14 protein-coding genes and 1 tRNA gene are annotated in these 14,148 nt (G+C 71.9%); 6 read left to right on the plus strand and 9 right to left on the minus strand.

Going from position 1 to position 14,148, the window contains the following annotated elements; translation table 11 throughout:
- Positions 1-9: 9 nt before the first annotated feature.
- On the minus strand, positions 10-2,478 hold the full coding sequence (locus AMYNI_RS0114385) for an endonuclease/exonuclease/phosphatase family protein (protein WP_040405746.1): 2,469 nt from the start codon (positions 2,476-2,478) through the stop codon (positions 10-12).
- Positions 2,479-2,710: 232 nt separating this feature from the next.
- Between AMYNI_RS0114385 and AMYNI_RS0114390 the strand changes: the two genes are divergently transcribed.
- Positions 2,711-2,881 (plus strand): hypothetical protein, encoded by a 171-nt coding sequence (locus AMYNI_RS0114390; RefSeq protein ID WP_020668724.1) that lies wholly within the window; start codon positions 2,711-2,713, stop codon positions 2,879-2,881.
- A 46-nt stretch (positions 2,882-2,927) separates the two neighbouring features.
- Here the strand turns inward: AMYNI_RS0114390 and AMYNI_RS0114395 are convergent, their stop codons facing one another.
- Positions 2,928-3,359 (minus strand): limonene-1,2-epoxide hydrolase family protein, encoded by a 432-nt coding sequence (locus AMYNI_RS0114395; RefSeq protein WP_020668725.1) that lies wholly within the window; start codon positions 3,357-3,359, stop codon positions 2,928-2,930.
- A gap of 147 nt (positions 3,360-3,506) precedes the next feature.
- Between AMYNI_RS0114395 and AMYNI_RS0114400 the strand changes: the two genes are divergently transcribed.
- Positions 3,507-3,785, plus strand: coding sequence for a DUF3892 domain-containing protein (locus AMYNI_RS0114400; protein WP_020668726.1), 279 nt, complete (start codon positions 3,507-3,509; stop codon positions 3,783-3,785).
- A 128-nt stretch (positions 3,786-3,913) separates the two neighbouring features.
- Here the strand turns inward: AMYNI_RS0114400 and AMYNI_RS0114405 are convergent.
- From AMYNI_RS0114405 to AMYNI_RS0114420, 4 genes are all read right to left on the minus strand, one after another.
- A tRNA-Ser gene (locus tag AMYNI_RS0114405) sits at positions 3,914-4,000 on the minus strand.
- 57 nt (positions 4,001-4,057) lie between these two features.
- The gene (locus AMYNI_RS0114410; protein WP_020668727.1) at positions 4,058-4,273 is read right to left on the minus strand and encodes a CsbD family protein; all 216 of its coding nucleotides are present in this window, start codon (positions 4,271-4,273) and stop codon (positions 4,058-4,060) included.
- A gap of 100 nt (positions 4,274-4,373) precedes the next feature.
- The gene (locus AMYNI_RS0114415) at positions 4,374-4,817 is read right to left on the minus strand and encodes a nucleoside deaminase (RefSeq protein WP_026360455.1); all 444 of its coding nucleotides are present in this window, start codon (positions 4,815-4,817) and stop codon (positions 4,374-4,376) included.
- 54 nt (positions 4,818-4,871) lie between these two features.
- Positions 4,872-5,354, minus strand: coding sequence for a tRNA adenosine deaminase-associated protein (locus AMYNI_RS0114420; protein ID WP_020668729.1), 483 nt, complete (start codon positions 5,352-5,354; stop codon positions 4,872-4,874).
- A gap of 70 nt (positions 5,355-5,424) precedes the next feature.
- On the opposite strand from AMYNI_RS0114420, the gene AMYNI_RS0114425 reads away from it, so the two are divergent.
- Both AMYNI_RS0114425 and AMYNI_RS0114430 read left to right on the plus strand, forming a co-directional pair.
- Positions 5,425-6,654 carry a M20 metallopeptidase family protein gene (locus AMYNI_RS0114425; protein WP_020668730.1) on the plus strand — a complete coding sequence of 410 codons (1,230 nt, stop codon included), beginning with the start codon at positions 5,425-5,427 and terminating at the stop codon, positions 6,652-6,654.
- A gap of 78 nt (positions 6,655-6,732) precedes the next feature.
- A complete protein-coding gene (locus tag AMYNI_RS0114430) occupies positions 6,733-7,686 on the plus strand; it encodes a prephenate dehydrogenase (RefSeq protein ID WP_020668731.1) in 954 nt (317 codons plus the stop codon).
- 96 nt (positions 7,687-7,782) lie between these two features.
- Here AMYNI_RS0114430 and AMYNI_RS0114435 read toward each other — a convergent pair whose 3' ends face one another.
- Together AMYNI_RS0114435 and AMYNI_RS0114440 are read right to left on the minus strand one after the other, a co-directional pair.
- The gene (locus tag AMYNI_RS0114435) at positions 7,783-8,034 is read right to left on the minus strand and encodes an antitoxin (protein ID WP_020668732.1); all 252 of its coding nucleotides are present in this window, start codon (positions 8,032-8,034) and stop codon (positions 7,783-7,785) included.
- Between the two features lie 52 nt (positions 8,035-8,086).
- A complete protein-coding gene (locus AMYNI_RS0114440; RefSeq protein ID WP_020668733.1) occupies positions 8,087-10,048 on the minus strand; it encodes an FUSC family protein in 1,962 nt (653 codons plus the stop codon).
- Between the two features lie 77 nt (positions 10,049-10,125).
- On the opposite strand from AMYNI_RS0114440, the gene AMYNI_RS0114445 reads away from it, so the two are divergent.
- Both AMYNI_RS0114445 and AMYNI_RS0114450 read left to right on the plus strand, forming a co-directional pair.
- Positions 10,126-10,578 (plus strand): SRPBCC family protein, encoded by a 453-nt coding sequence (locus tag AMYNI_RS0114445; protein WP_020668734.1) that lies wholly within the window; start codon positions 10,126-10,128, stop codon positions 10,576-10,578.
- Between the two features lie 111 nt (positions 10,579-10,689).
- Positions 10,690-11,484 carry a polysaccharide deacetylase family protein gene (locus tag AMYNI_RS0114450; RefSeq protein WP_157357356.1) on the plus strand — a complete coding sequence of 265 codons (795 nt, stop codon included), beginning with the start codon at positions 10,690-10,692 and terminating at the stop codon, positions 11,482-11,484.
- A 57-nt stretch (positions 11,485-11,541) separates the two neighbouring features.
- Here AMYNI_RS0114450 and AMYNI_RS0114455 read toward each other — a convergent pair whose 3' ends face one another.
- Positions 11,542-14,127 (minus strand): CHAT domain-containing protein, encoded by a 2,586-nt coding sequence (locus AMYNI_RS0114455; protein ID WP_245573930.1) that lies wholly within the window; start codon positions 14,125-14,127, stop codon positions 11,542-11,544.
- Positions 14,128-14,148: the final 21 nt, after the last annotated feature.

The following is a 14,148-nucleotide window of genomic DNA, read 5'->3' on the forward strand; positions in this document are numbered from 1 at the left end:
GCGCCAGGATCAACGGCGGCCGGGGAAGAGGCGGTCGAAGAGGTCCATCAGGTCCCAGTAGGCGTCGGCGACGGGGTTGCCCGCCGACGGGCGGAAGCGGACCACCTGCGGATCGTGATCACTGGCCTGTTCGGCGAACTCCGCGTTGATGTGCACCACGTCGTAGTCCACGCCCCTCGGCGCCCGCGAGGCCAGCAGGTGGTCGAGCACCTGCGAGTTGCCCTCGAAAACGTAGCTGTACCGCTCATCCGCTGGCAGCGTGTCGATCAGCGCTTCCAGCGTTCCGCCCGCGGTCAGCGTGCCCACCACCGGCGAGAACGGGAAGTCGTTCAGGTCACCGGCGACGATCACGTTGGCGTTCCGGTTCACCGCCAGCAGCTGGTCGGTGAATCCGCGCACCAGCCGAGCCTGCTGGAGCCGCTGCGCCTCGGAGCTACGGGCGGGCGGCTGGAACCGGCCGTGCACCGGCTGGTCGCCACCCTTGGAGTTGAAGTGGTTTGCCACCACGAAAACGGTCCGGCCGCGGAAGACGAACTCACCGGCCAGCGGCTTGCGGCTGGACTGCCAGGCCGGGTCCGCCGGTGCCACCCTGCCGGGGGAAACGGACAGCGCCGGCTTGCCGCGCTCGTCGCGCACCGCCACCGCGGTCGTCGCGTCCCCGCCCGGTCGATCCACAAAGGACACACGGTCCGGGTTGAACAGGAAGCCGACCCGGATGTTGCCGCCCGGCTCGCCGCCGTCGGTCTTGTCCTGCGGGTCGATCTGGCGCCACTCGTACCGCGGCCCGCCGGCGGCGGCGATCGCGTCGGTGAACCGCCGCAGGGTCGCGTCCGCCGCGACCACCCCGTCGCCGTTGCCGGACGGCCCGTTGTTGTCCTGGATCTCTTCCAGGGTCACGATGTCCGGCGCGGCGAGGTTGCGCACCACGCCCTCGGCGAGCAGGTCGAACTTGGCCTGTTCGTCCACAGCGGACAGGTTCTCCACGTTGTAGGTGGCCACGGCCAGCTCACCGCCGCGCTGCTTGCGGGTGACCTCCTGCCGCAGGCCGCCGTCGCGCACGTTGCCGAGTTCGGTGGCGAACAGCGTGTAGCCGCCGAAGCTGTCGTACTCCACCGGCCCCGAAGTCTGCCCGGTCAGCGTGTCGCCGGTGTTGGCCTTCGGGAAGGGCCGCTGCGAGAACGGGATCAGCGACTCGACCTTGAGCACTCCGCTGTTCGGCCGGTCGTAGCCGCTGTACAGGGTGCCGCCGCGCGGCGTTGGTCGCTGCTCCGGCTTGGTGGTCAGGTAGAGCTCGTTGTACTGGGTGGACGGACCGACGATGCGGGCGTCGCGGACGCTGACCGGCTCGCTCTCGTGCGACTCCCAGAAGTCCAGTGCGTACCGGCCCGGCTCCAGTGCCAGGCCCTCGATGTTCCCGCCTGGCTGCGCGACCAGCGCCTCCGGCACGGTGTCCGCGCCGATCGCGGTCGGCGCCGGTACCGCGTTGCCGCTGGAGGTCACCGTCCACTGGGCACTGCCCAGTTCGGTGAGCGACTGGAAGTTGGAGTCGGGCTTGTAGTCCGGGTAGTACTCCTTGACCGTGCCGGTCACGGTGACCGCGTCGCCCGGCTTGACGGTGAGCGCGGCGGACCCGGTGTACACGAACAGGCCCTCGCTGGTCCGCGGGTCGCCGTCCGGCTCGGTGTCCTGGAACCAGAAGCCGCGGCTGTCGCCGAAGTTCCTGGTCGCGGTGACCACCCCGGTCACCCCGCCGACCCGCTTGCCGTTCAGCGGCGAGATCCGGGTGCTGCCCTGGATGTCGTGGATCCTGGCCGGCACCGGGTCCGGGCCGGGCTCCCCGCCGGGGGTCTCGCCCTTGCTGTTCGTCGGCGTCGGCGCGCCGACCACGAAGTCGGCCGCGTTGTCGTCGGTGTCGGCCAGCGTGTCCGGCCGGGCGGCCGAAGTGGCGTTGGCGGTGGCCGCGGTGGCGGTGCCCTCACGGACCGTCGCGGAGCCGTAGCCGACCAGGTCCCTGATCCGGCTGTCCGCGGCGCAATCGGCCGCGGTACGGCAGGTCAGCGCGGCAGTACCGGTGACCAGCGCGACGGTGCCGGCGGTCGCCGACATCGCGATCGAGCCGGTGACGTCCGGCGCGGGCAGCGCGACGGTGCCGCCCGCGCCTTTGGCCTCGGCTACCAGGTACCGGCCACCCGGCGCGACGGCGCCGGTCAGCGGGGTGACCTGCCAGTTGCTCGACGGCCCTGCCGAGCCTGGCAGGTACTGCACGCTCCAGCCGTCCAGCGCCTGGGCCGCGCTACTCGCCAGCTCGATGAAGTCGCTGGTCAGGGTGGCTCCACTGTTGCCACCGCCGCCGTAGACCTCGGCGATCACGACGTCCGCGCTGGGCGCGCTGGGCTCGGCAGTGGCCGGCGGCACCGAAACCACGGTCACCCCGGAAATCACAGCAGCGGCCAGCACACCCGCTTTACGGCGCTTCATCACCCTCTGTCCCCTCCTCCAAGAGCAGTCGAGGCATCGTCCCCCGAACAAGCGGGGAACAGGAAGACAACGCGACAACTATTCGTAACGACTGCCCGCGGAGGCAGCGCCACTAGGCCATAAAGCCCAACCTGCCGCACTTTCCGGTTGGCAGGGCGGGGCCGGGGTACTCCAGGTGCACAGCGGAAAACGAACGATCGGTTTCGCCCATCGAGGGCGAGGAGGTGCAAAGATGCTACCGATTCTGCTGGTACTGCTGCTGATTCTCGCGCTCGGCGGCGCCGGCTTCGCCTGGAACGCACTGTGGGTGGTCGCGGGCGTACTGCTCGTGTTGTGGCTGCTCGGTTTTTTCGTCCGTCCGGTCGCCGCGGGCGGACGCCGAGGCCGGTGGTACCGCTGGTGAGTTCCGGCTTCCACGGAGGGTGACGCACACCGCGTCACCCTCCGTCCTATTTGGACCTGTACCGCGCGGCCAGCCGGGAGAGCCCGGAAACCGCCGCCCGGCCCGCGCCGCGTGCGCTCGCGGCGAGGAAAGTGGTCCAGTCGAAACGGTCGCGCCACAGCACAATGCGGCCGTCCCGTACTTCGAAGGTGCCGCAGACCCAGAACTCCGCCGACCACGCGCCGGCCCGCAGCACGTCGGTCCGCTCGGTCAGCACGATCGGGCCGTCCGCGGCGATGTGGTGGTTCCTGACCTCGAAACCGGTGCCGTACCTGGCCGCCAGCCCCAGTTGCCTTGCCACCGCGGCCCGGCCTCGGGCCGGCGGCAACGGCACGTTCTGGTACACGATGTCGTCGGCCGCGTACTCCATCGCCCGGTCGATATCGAGGTCTTCCAGTGCCGCGAGGAACGCGATGACGGTGGTTTTCGGGTCTGACATGGACTGCTCCTCATCTGCGGTGCGCGGAGTTCGGTAACGGTATCGACAAGTCTCCCGTGATCCGTAACGGACGAGGCCCCGTCCACGAGTTCTGGGGAAATGCCTGGCAACAGCGGTGCGGCGGGTTGGGTAAGGGAGTGCGGGTTCATGGCCATCGTGATCACCGCCGTCCGGCTGGACGGCGGCGACCGGCACGAGCACATCGCCCACGTCTGGTGGAACGATCCCGGCGAGGACGAGATTCGCGACAACCCGGTGGACCAGATCGTGGCGTGGATCGAGGAGCGGGGCGGCAAGGCCTACGCCGCGGACCCGGACGGCACGCGGCTGCCGGTGGTGGTCGTCGCCGAGGACGGCCCGAAACATCTGCGCACCGAAGCCGACGGCCGGCTCACCGACGACCTGCTGGCCCTGCCCCGCCGCTGACCACTCCGGAAAGCTGAAGCGCCGGCTCCCAGTACGACACCGAGGGAGCCGGCGCTTCGGCGGGTACGCCAAGCCCCAGAAACACCGAAACGCCGGCTCCCCGTGGGGAACCGGCGTTTCGCTTCGAGCGGTAGCGGTGGGATTTGAACCCACGGACGGGGTAAACCGTCACACGATTTCGAGTCGTGCTCCTTCGGCCGCTCGGACACGCTACCGCCGAAAAGGATACTGCACGCCTCGTCCGCCCCGGCAGGCCGGGGCGGCGGCCACCGTCACCTGTCGTCGCGGGAGAACTTCTCCTTGGCGTCCTGCACCGCGCCGGTGGCCTTGTCCCGCAGGTCGTGGCCGGCTTCCTTGGCCTCGCCCTTGGTCTGGTCCGCCTTGCCCGAGTCACGCATTTCCTCGTTGTCGGTGGCGTTCCCGAGCTTCTCCTTGGCGCCACCCGCGAGCTGCTGGGCCTTGTCCTTGGCCTTGTCGATCAGGCTCATCTCGGATGCTCCTTATCCGCTGTGGCCACCGAACCAGTCGGCTCGGCTCAGCAGCGGAGTACCCAGCGGGGCGTCGGGCGATACCCGGTCATGAGCCTCATCACTCCGCGGGGGGACCCCGGTGCCCGGCGAAGAACTCCGCCAGCAGCGCCGCGCACTCGTCCGCCAGCACGCCGCCGACCACCTCGGGCCGGTGGTTCAGCCGCCGGTCCCGCACCACGTCCCATAGCGAGCCCACCGCGCCGGTCCGCGGCTCCCACGTCCCGAAGACCAGCCGCGCCACCCTGGCCAGCACCAGCGCGCCGGCGCACATCGTGCAGGGTTCGACGGTGACCGCGAGCGTGCAGCCGTCCAGCCGCCAGCCGTCGCCGTAGTCCCGCGCGGCGGCCCGCAACGCGAGCACCTCGGCATGCGCGGTCGGGTCGCCGAGCTCCTCACGGGCGTTGTGCGCGCTGGCCAGCAGGTGGCCGTCCGGGGCCAGCACCACCGCGCCGATCGGCACGTCCGCACCGGCCTGCCTGGCCGCGTCCAGCGCAGCACGCACGGCGGCAGTGTCCTCCCCGTCCCCCCCGTCCCCCCCGTCCTCCCCGCGCACGGCTCAGATCTCGTCCAGCACGGCCGAGAACGCGTCGGCGAACCCGCACCGCTGCGCGATCATCTGCAGCTGCTCGTCCGGGTAGAGGTCCACCTCGCCGACGATCACCTCCAGCTCGCCGGCGGGCAGGCCGAGATCGACCAGGATCTCCAGGTCGCCCTCCGGCCAGACGGACTCGTCCTCCTCGTCCGGAGGATCGACCCGCAGCAGGTCGAGCACATCCGCGGCGATGTCGTAGTCCAGCGCCGCCGCCGCGTCCGAGAGCAGCAGCGCCGCGCCGCGCGGGCTGGGCCGCACGATCACGAAGAACTCGTCATCCACCGCGAGCAGGCCGAACACCGCACCGGTCGACCGCATCTTTCTCAGCTCGGTGATCGCGGCGTCCAACTCGGCCAGCGCCCCGGCGTCCAGGGCACTGCACCGCCACCGGCCGTCCTCGCGAACCACGGCCACGCCAAACCCCGCGACCGGTTCCTTCACCGCCATGTGCACACCGTATACCGGCGGCAAAACGCGCGCGGTGCGCCACAGCGGACAAGGGTGCCACTATCGAGGAATGACCGGACCCACCGAACTGCCTTCGCTGCCCGACGCCCGTTTTGCCGGGCTTCTGGACGAGGCCAAGGCGCTTCAGCCGAAGACCGTCGAACTGCGCCGGGAGATCCACCGGCACCCCGAGCAGGGCCTGCACCTGCCCACCACCCAGGCCGCCGTGCTGGCCGCGCTGGACGGGCTGCCGCTGGAGATCCAGCTCGGCAAGTCGACCAGCTCGATCACCGCGGTGCTGCGCGGCGGCAAGCCCGGCCCCGCCATCCTGCTGCGCGGGGACATGGACGCGCTGCCGCTGCAGGAGCAAACCGGCCTGGAGTACGCCTCGGCGTCCGACGGCTCCATGCACGCCTGCGGGCACGACGCCCACGTCGCGATGCTGGCCTCCGCCGCGCGGCTGCTCGCCGCGCACGCCGACGAGCTGGCCGGTTCGGTCGTGTTCATGTTCCAGCCAGGCGAAGAGGGCTACCACGGCGCGCGGCACATGATCCACGAAGGCGTGCTCGACGCGGCGGGCCCGCGCGTGGAGAAGGCCTTCGGCCTGCACATCTACGCCAGCACGAAGTCCGGGGTGATCACCTGCAAGCCGGGGCCGATCATGGCCTCAGCGGACGCCTTCTTCGTGCAGGTGACCGGCAAGGGCGGGCACGGTTCGGCGCCGCACCAGGCGGTGGACCCGGTGCCGGCCGCGGCGGCCATGGTCGGCGCGCTGCAGACGATGATCACCCGGCGGGTGAGCGTGTTCGACCCGGCGGTGCTCTCGGTGACCCGCATCGAGGCGGGCACCACCACCAACATCATCCCGGAGACGGCCGAGCTGAGCGGCACCATCCGCACGCTGTCCGAACAGACCAGGGCGCTGATCCGCAAGGAACTGCCGAAAGTCTGCGAAGCGGTGGGCACCGCGCACAACTGCCGGGTCAGCGCCGAGATCGAGCCCGGTTACCCGGTCACCGTCAACGATCCGGCCGAGGCGAGCCGCACCCTCACCCTGGCCCGCGAGGTGCTCGGCGCCGACCACGCCGAGGCGATGTCCGCGCCGGTCATGGGCGCGGAGGATTTCTCCTATGTGCTGCAACGGGTTCCCGGTGCCTTCGCGTTCCTCGGCGGATGCCCACCGGACGTGACCTTGGACGAGGTGGCGCCGAACCATTCCAACCGCGTGCGGTTCGATGAGGACGCGTTTCCGCACGGTGTGGCGATGTACGCCGCTTTCGCGCTGGACGCGCTCCGGTAACCGCCCGTGTTTTCCCAGACGCGCAAACGAAGGCCGTTGCGGTAGCTGGCAGGATGACGCCCCGTGCGAGACGTATGCGTGATCGGGCTCGGATTGATCGGTGGCTCCCTGCTCCGCGCCGCGGCCGCGGTGGGCCGAACGGCCTGGGGTGCCACCGCGTCCGAAATGGACGCGACGGCGGCAGCCGCGGACGGCCACCAAGCGAGCACCGATGTGGACGAAGCACTCCGCCAGGCGGCGGAACGGGACGCGCTGGTGGTGGTCGCGGTCCCGCTGACCGGGCTCGACGACGTGCTGCGCCGGGTCGCCGAGCACGCGCCGAACTGCCTGCTCACCGACGTGACCAGTGTGAAGTCCGCGGTACTCGGCTCGGTGCGCGCGTTCGCGCCGTCGGCGAGGTACGTCGGCGGGCACCCGATGGCCGGTACCACCGAGTCGGGCTGGCGGGCTGGGAACGCGGCCCTGTTCGGCGGTACCCCGTATGTGGTGTGCGTGGAGGAGGACACCGACCTGAGCGCCTGGGCGGAGGTCGCCCAGCTGGCCATCGACATGGGGGCGCACGTGGTGCCGCTGCCCGCGTCGTCGCACGACGAGGCGGTCGCCAGGATCTCCCACCTGCCGCACCTGCTGGCCGCGGTGCTGGCCGCGGTCGGGGCGCAGGGCGGTCCGCTGGCGATGTCGCTGGCGGCCGGGTCCTACACCGACGGCACCAGGGTGGCCGGTACCAGGGCGGAACTGGTCCGCGCGATGACCGAAGGAAACCGCGCGGCGTTGTTGCCGGTGCTGGACGAGGCGCTCGGCAGGCTGGGCGCGACCCGCGGCTCGCTGGCGTCGACCGGCGGACTGGCGGCGACCATCAACGCCGGGCACGAAGGCGCGCAAACGTTTGCCGCCGCCCGGCAGGCGACCCCGGCCGGCGTGCGGGTGAGCCTGACCGCGCCGGACGCGCGGGAGGGCCTGTGCGCCCTCGGCGAGCGCGGCGGCCGGATCACCTCGATCGCCGGCGACACCGCCATCGGCGAGGTGCACTGAAACTTTCCCGGGCGGAGCTTTTTCCCGGGCAGGTAGGAGCCCAATGTGACGTTTGGTGTCTTCTAGTGGCCAAACGTCACGTTGGGCCGCTCCGGATTACTGCTGCGGCGGCTTGGGGGGCTGCGGAGGCTGCTGCCCCGGCTGCGGGCCCTGGTCACCCTGGCCGCCCTGGTCCTTGCGGAGCGCGCCCTTCGCCTTCTCGGTGGCGTTGTCGATCTTGTCGGCGTGCTTGCCGAACTTGGACTTCGCCATCCCGCTGGCCTTGTCCAGGCCCTGCTCGACCTTGTCGCCGTGCTTGCCCAGTGCTTCCTGCGCCTTGTTCTTGATCTTGTTGAAATCAATGCCCATCTCCCCATGAAACAGCATTTTGTCCGTTTCGCAACGTGGGTTCACCCGGCTGCTACTCCGACCGGCCCGGCAGCCACCGGCGGATCAGGCCCCGCGGCGGCCGCTCTTCCAGGTCCGGGCCCCGGACCGCGTCGAAAGCGGCGGTCAGCCGATCCACCACACCGGAGAGCTGCTGGGTCTGCGGCAGGGCCATCTCGGCGGGTGCCCGCTGCTCCCGCACGGCCGCGGCGAGCTCGCCCAGCGCCGCGATCACCAGATCGATGTCCTCGGTGGCCGGCTTCGGCGCGCCGTGCTCCACGGTGACCACCACCTCGGTCACCGCGTCGGTCACCCGCTCGAGTGCGACGATCACCGGCCACCAGGCGATCGCCTGCCGCCCGGCGGCCGAGGGCTCGACCACCACCTGCTGGAAGGCGGTCCGCAGGTCGGCCAGCGCCCGGTAGGCCCGGCGGCGCGACCGGGACCGCTCGAGCCGCGCCTGTGCGGGCTCGGCCGGTGTCTCCGACGGCGCCAGCGCGGTGCGGACGTAACCGGCCACCGTGTCCAGCCCGTCCGCGAGCATGCCGCCCACCCGCGGCCGCATGCTGCCCGGCCAGAGCAGGTAGCCGAAGACCAGCACGATGGCGCAGCCGAGCACGGTGTCCACCAGCCTGGCCAGCACCACGCCCCAGTCCCCGTGCGAGGACAGGTCCATCTGCAGGATGATCAGCGGGGTGACGAAGGCGCTCAGGATCCCGTAGTTGCGCACCTTGCCGATCGCGACCCCGGCCGCGAGCAGCGCGATCAGCAGCACCAGCAGCCAGCCCTGCGCGCCGAGACCGAGCACGGCGGCGCCGATGCCGACCCCGATCACGGTGCCGATCCCGCGCAGCACCGCCCTGCCGAACACCGAGCCGAAGTCCGGTTTCAGCACGATGCCCACGGTGAGCGTGATCCAGTAGGACCGCTCGAACGGCACCAGCAGACCGGCCACTTCCGCCAGCGTCACGCACAGGCAGAGCCGGAGCGCGGCCAGCCAGGTCAGCCTGCCGAAGATCACCGAGTCGGCCAGCGCGCGCAGCCGTTCCCGCAGCGGCTCCGGGCTGCGTCGCTGCCGCTTCGCCCCGGACGTGATCTTCGCCAGCCCCGCGTACAGCGGGGCGAACTCCGGGTCCGGTTCGGGCGCCGGCGGCAGCGGCTGGTCGGCGAGCACCGCGGTGGCCACCGCAGCCAGGTAGTCGACGGGCTCCTTCGGTGCCCGCCGCCCCGCGTTGAGCAGCGCCACCGAGGCTTCCACCGCGGGTGTGCTGGCGGCGAGCAGGTTGAGCAGCTTCCGGTAGGCCGCGTCCCGGCCGGACAGCCAGGACCTGGCGGTGAGCAGCCGGTCGTAGGCGGTGTTCATCGCGGTGGTCAGCTGGTGCCGGGCGGCCCGTGAGGTCTCCTCGTCGGCGGCGGAGAGCATCGCGGCCAGCTCGATGTAGACCTGCGCGACCGCGGTGCGCTCGGGGCTGGTCGCACGCACCGTCCAGGCCACCAGCGCGACCAGCAGCCCCCATGCCGCGCCGGCCACGAAGCAGAGCAGGACGACCTCGGCCTGCACCCCGGTGGTGTGCTGCCCGGTGCCAAGCACGCAGAACACGAACAGCTGCAGCGCGGCGATCGAGGCGTTGCTGCCGGCCGCGCTGACCAGTGCGGAGACCGCGGCGACCGCGATCACCGCCGGTACCGACGCGGCCGGGTTGCCGCCGGTGAGCAGCCCGACCAGGTAGCCCAGCGCGGCCGCGGCGGTGGCGCCGCCGAGCCGGCGCAGGCGGTACCGGTACGGCCCGGCCGCCTCGGACAGCACGGTCGGCAGCGCGCCGGTGGAGACCAGCGCGCCGAGCCGGATGTCGCCAAGCGCGAAACCGACGGCCAGCGGCACCGCCAGCGCGATCGGCGCGCGGACCGCCCTTGTCCACGGCACCGGCACCGGCTTGCTGCGGAGCAGTTGGACCAGCCAGTGCGGCGCGGCGAAGTCGGGGCGGTTCCTGATCACGCCACCATCTTGACTCACGTAACCGGAACACCCAGTCTCATACTGCCCGGTAACATCGCGCCTGGAGGCCAGCCCTGATGTCAGCGAAGAAGCACTCCTTCGAGATCAACCGCACCAGCAGCGCGCCGCCGGCGAAGCTGTTCGAACTGGAGACCGACGGCGCGAACTGGTCGAACTGGGGCAAACCGCTGATCATGAGCTCCGGCTGGGCCGAGCGCGGCGACCAGGCCCCCGGCGGAGTCGGCGCCATCCGCAAGGTCGGCACCTGGCCGCTGCTGCTGCGCGAACGGACCCTCGAGTACGAACTGGACCGGCGCCACGTCTACACCTTCGCCGGCCCGGTCGCGCCGGCCAGGGACTACCGGGCCGAAGTGACCTTTTCCCCGAACGAACGCGGCGGCACCGACCTCCGCTGGGCCGGCTCGTTCAGTGCGATCCTGCCCGGCACCGGCGCGGTCACCGCGTTCGTGCTGCGCACCGTGATCCAGTTCCTCTCCGCCCGGCTGGTCCGCGCCGCCGAACGCGGCTAGCCCGACCGGGGTGCGCAAGCCCACATCTGCCACCCCGGCACAACCGGTCTCGTAGTGGGTACGTCCTCCTTGCTAATCCTGTTGCACGGCAAGGAAAAAGGGGGACGTGACATGACACAAAGGACAGGTGCGGCATTTCGGCGGGTGCTCGCCGGTTGCCTCGTCGGCCTGCTGCTCTTGGCCGGCTGCGCGCCGGACACCCCGGAAACCCCGCCGCAGAGCCAGTCCAACCCGGCACCGGCCGGTTCGCCGGTGCCGCAGCAGCCGTATCCGTTCGGCGAGGCGCAACAACAGGCTCCGGCCGGCGAGAACGGCCAGATCCCGGTGGTCCGGCGCATCCGGACCGACAAGCCGTACGTGTTCATCACCATCGACGACGGCGCGGTCAAGGACCCGGACGCGCTCCGGCTGATCCAGCAGTCCGATGCCCGGCCGGTGCTCTTCCTCAACCAGCAGTACGTGTCCGGGCACGAGGACTACTTCAAGTCCATTTTGGACAATACCGGCGCGGTGCTCGGGGACCACACGGTGGACCATCCGAACCTGCGCGGGAAGCCGTACGAGGTCCAGCGCAAGGAGATCTGCGAGGACGCGGACGACTTCGGCCGCGAACTGGGCACCCGGCCGGCGCTGTTCCGCCCGCCGTTCGGCAACTACGACCCGGCAACCCTGCGCGCGGCCGCCGCCTGCGGGATGCGCGCGGCGGTGCTGTGGAGCGCTTCGGTGAACGACGGCCAGGTGCAGTTCCAGCAGGGCGACCGGCTGCGGCCCGGCGACATCGTGCTGATGCACTTCCGCAAGACCTTCGCCAAGGACTACACCGCCTTCCTCGACCAGGCCCGCCGCGACGGCCTCACCCCCGTCCCCCTCACCGACTTCCTCGCCCCCACCCCACCCGGCAAATAGCCGACTTTTTGCCCTTCCCGGACGCCACCTCAGGGGCAAATAGCCGACTTCTTGCCCTTAACCGGCGCCGAGGCAGAGGAAGGGGCGGCGCAGCGGGTCGACGGCGGTCGCCTCGGCGAGGGCGAGCGCGGGCGAGGTGCCCGACGCCAGCCGCCGGTGCAGATCGGTCATGGTCTCCGCGGCGGCCTGGTCGCCCACCCTGGCCACCGCGCCGACCACCGTGCGGGACCCGCTGGCCAGCAGCGTGCCGGCGAAACCGAGCGCCTCCTCACCGGGCCGGATGTGGCTCATCGCCAGCTCGCAGGCGGCCAGCACGACGTGCTCCGGCGGGCTGCCCAGCCGGGCCGTCTCGTGCGCGAACAGCGGCCCGTCCACCAGCTCCAGCCGCGAGAACAGCGCGTTCGCCGGTTCGTGCGCGCCGTGCGCGACCAGGTGCGCCATCCCGGACCCGTCCAGCGCCGCCAGCACGGTCGCGCTGGTCGCCTCCGGCCCGTCCACCACCCGGGCCTGCGGGTACACCGAGCGCAGCTGCCGCACCTCACCGATCGCGCCGGGCACCCCCGGCCCGCCGGCCAGCACGACCGGCCCGAGCGTCGGCTTGCTGGCCGCGGCCACCCACGCGGTCGCCGACGGCACGATCGACACCGGCCGCCCGCGCAACGACGGCAGCGCCGGCCACGGCAGCGCGTACAGCGGCCCGATCGGCACGATCACCAGCTCCCGGTCGCCGAGCACCTCGGCCAGCGGCTCGACCAGCATCCGGTCCAGCAGCGCGGACCGGTGCTGCGCGGAGGCGGTGACCGCCTTGACCAGCGGATCGGGCAGGTGGTCCGGGGCGAGCGCGTCCAGGTCCGCGTGCAGCTGCCTTGCCACCTCGACCGTCTCGGCCAGCGCGCCGAGCCGGATCAGGGAGAACCGGCCGTCGCGGACCACCACCGCGGCCAGCGCGTCGCCATGGCCGACCAGGCTGACCAGCACCCGGTCACCGAGCCGCTCGGCCACCTCGTCCGGGCTGCTGACCGGCCGCGGCCTGCCCCACGGGCTGGTGTGCCAGCCGAGCCTGCTCGCCTCGCGCTGCAGCCAGGCGTACCGGCTCTCCAGCCCGGTCACCCGCTTGCCAGCCAGCCGGTCCTGCTGCACGGTGCGCTGCACATGCCGCATCTCGGTGATGTGCTTTGCCAGCACGGTGTCCTCGATGATCGGCAGCGGCTCGTACCGGTAGACCTGCGCCCTGGTGCGCTCCTGCCAGCCGAACAGCCGCCGCGCGTCGGCCTGGCCGCGCGCCCTGTCCAGCACCAGCCCGACCGCGAGCTGACCCAGTTCCTGCCCGTGCACCGCGGTGCCGCACAGCAGGTCCAGCCCGCCCATCCGGTCGCGGACCCGGCCAAGCTCGGCCAGTCCGGCCCTGGCCTGTGCCAGCGCGGAACGAGGCCGCCCGGTGGCCACCGCCAGCTCCGCCTTGCACAGCCGCAGCAGCATCCGGTGGTCCACCGGGGTGGTCTGCCGCGGCTTCGGCACCTTGGCGAGCAGCTCCTCGGCGGCCGCGACCGCGCCGCGGCGCAGGTGCAGCCGGACCGCGAGCAGCCTGGCCACCGCCGCCTCGTCGCGCAGCCCGAGCCCGGCCAGCCGCCCGGCCAGCGCGACCAGCCCGGCGGCGAGTTTCGCGGCCGGACGGCTTCCGGTCCGCTCCAGCGCGTCCATGGCGTCCGCGCGCAGCCTGGTCAGCGCGGCCACCTCGGCCCAGTGCACGTTGCCGCGCCGGACGAACCGCCGCCTCGCCGCCGTCGCGAGCGCCCTGGCCAGCGGGAAGTCACCGTCCAGGATGGCCGCGGCGGCGCGCGCGACCTCGGCCTCGGCAACGTCCTGGATCACCCGGTTGCGGCGCAGCTCGGGTAGCGCCTCGTCCAGGTGCCGGGCCGCCTCGTCGGCGAGGCCGGCCACCAGCAGCGCCCGCGCCTGGTCCAGCCGCACCCTGGTCAGCCAGCCCGGCGCGGCCTGCTCCAGGATGCGCGCGGCCTCCTCGTAGTGCCGCAGCGCTTCCGGGATCTCCCCGACCAGCTGGGCCAGATCGCCGAGGCCGTGCCGCGCCTTGCCCTCCAGCCGGGTGAGCTGGTTCGCCTTGGCCAGCTGCATGCTCCGGTGCAGGTCGGCGGAGGCGTGGTCCGGGCTGCCCATGCTGGCGTGAATCTGGGCACGGTTCATGAACGTCTTGGTGAGCAGGTCGCCGTCACCCTCGCCGAGCTCTTCCAGCGCCGGAATGATCGCGTCGAACAGGCTCAGCGCCTCGACCGAGCGGCCGATTCGCCAGAGCAGCAGGGCACGCTGCAACCCGGCCACCGAGCCCAGGGTGGTCCGAGCTCCGCCGGGCGCCAGCCGGGTCACCACCTCTTCGGCCAGCCGGAGGTGCGCCAGTCCCTTGGTGGTGGATCCGCTCTCCGCCTCGGCCGAGGCCAGGCTGATCAGCACCCGTACCCGGAGTTCGGTGGCCACCGGACCGGCCGCGTCGCCAAGCCGGCGAAGCGCCCGTTGCAACAGCCTGGCGGCGTCCGCGGGGCGCGCGTCGGCGGCGGCTGTGGTGGCGCGGCGATACAGCTCGTCGGCCGCGCGCACAACTCGGCTCGGCGGTTCAGCGGACCCAGGCACGCGCCCTATAGGAGCACATCC

The sequence above is a fragment of the Amycolatopsis nigrescens CSC17Ta-90 genome, assembly GCF_000384315.1.
Classification (GTDB): Bacteria; Actinomycetota; Actinomycetes; order Mycobacteriales; family Pseudonocardiaceae; genus Amycolatopsis; species Amycolatopsis nigrescens.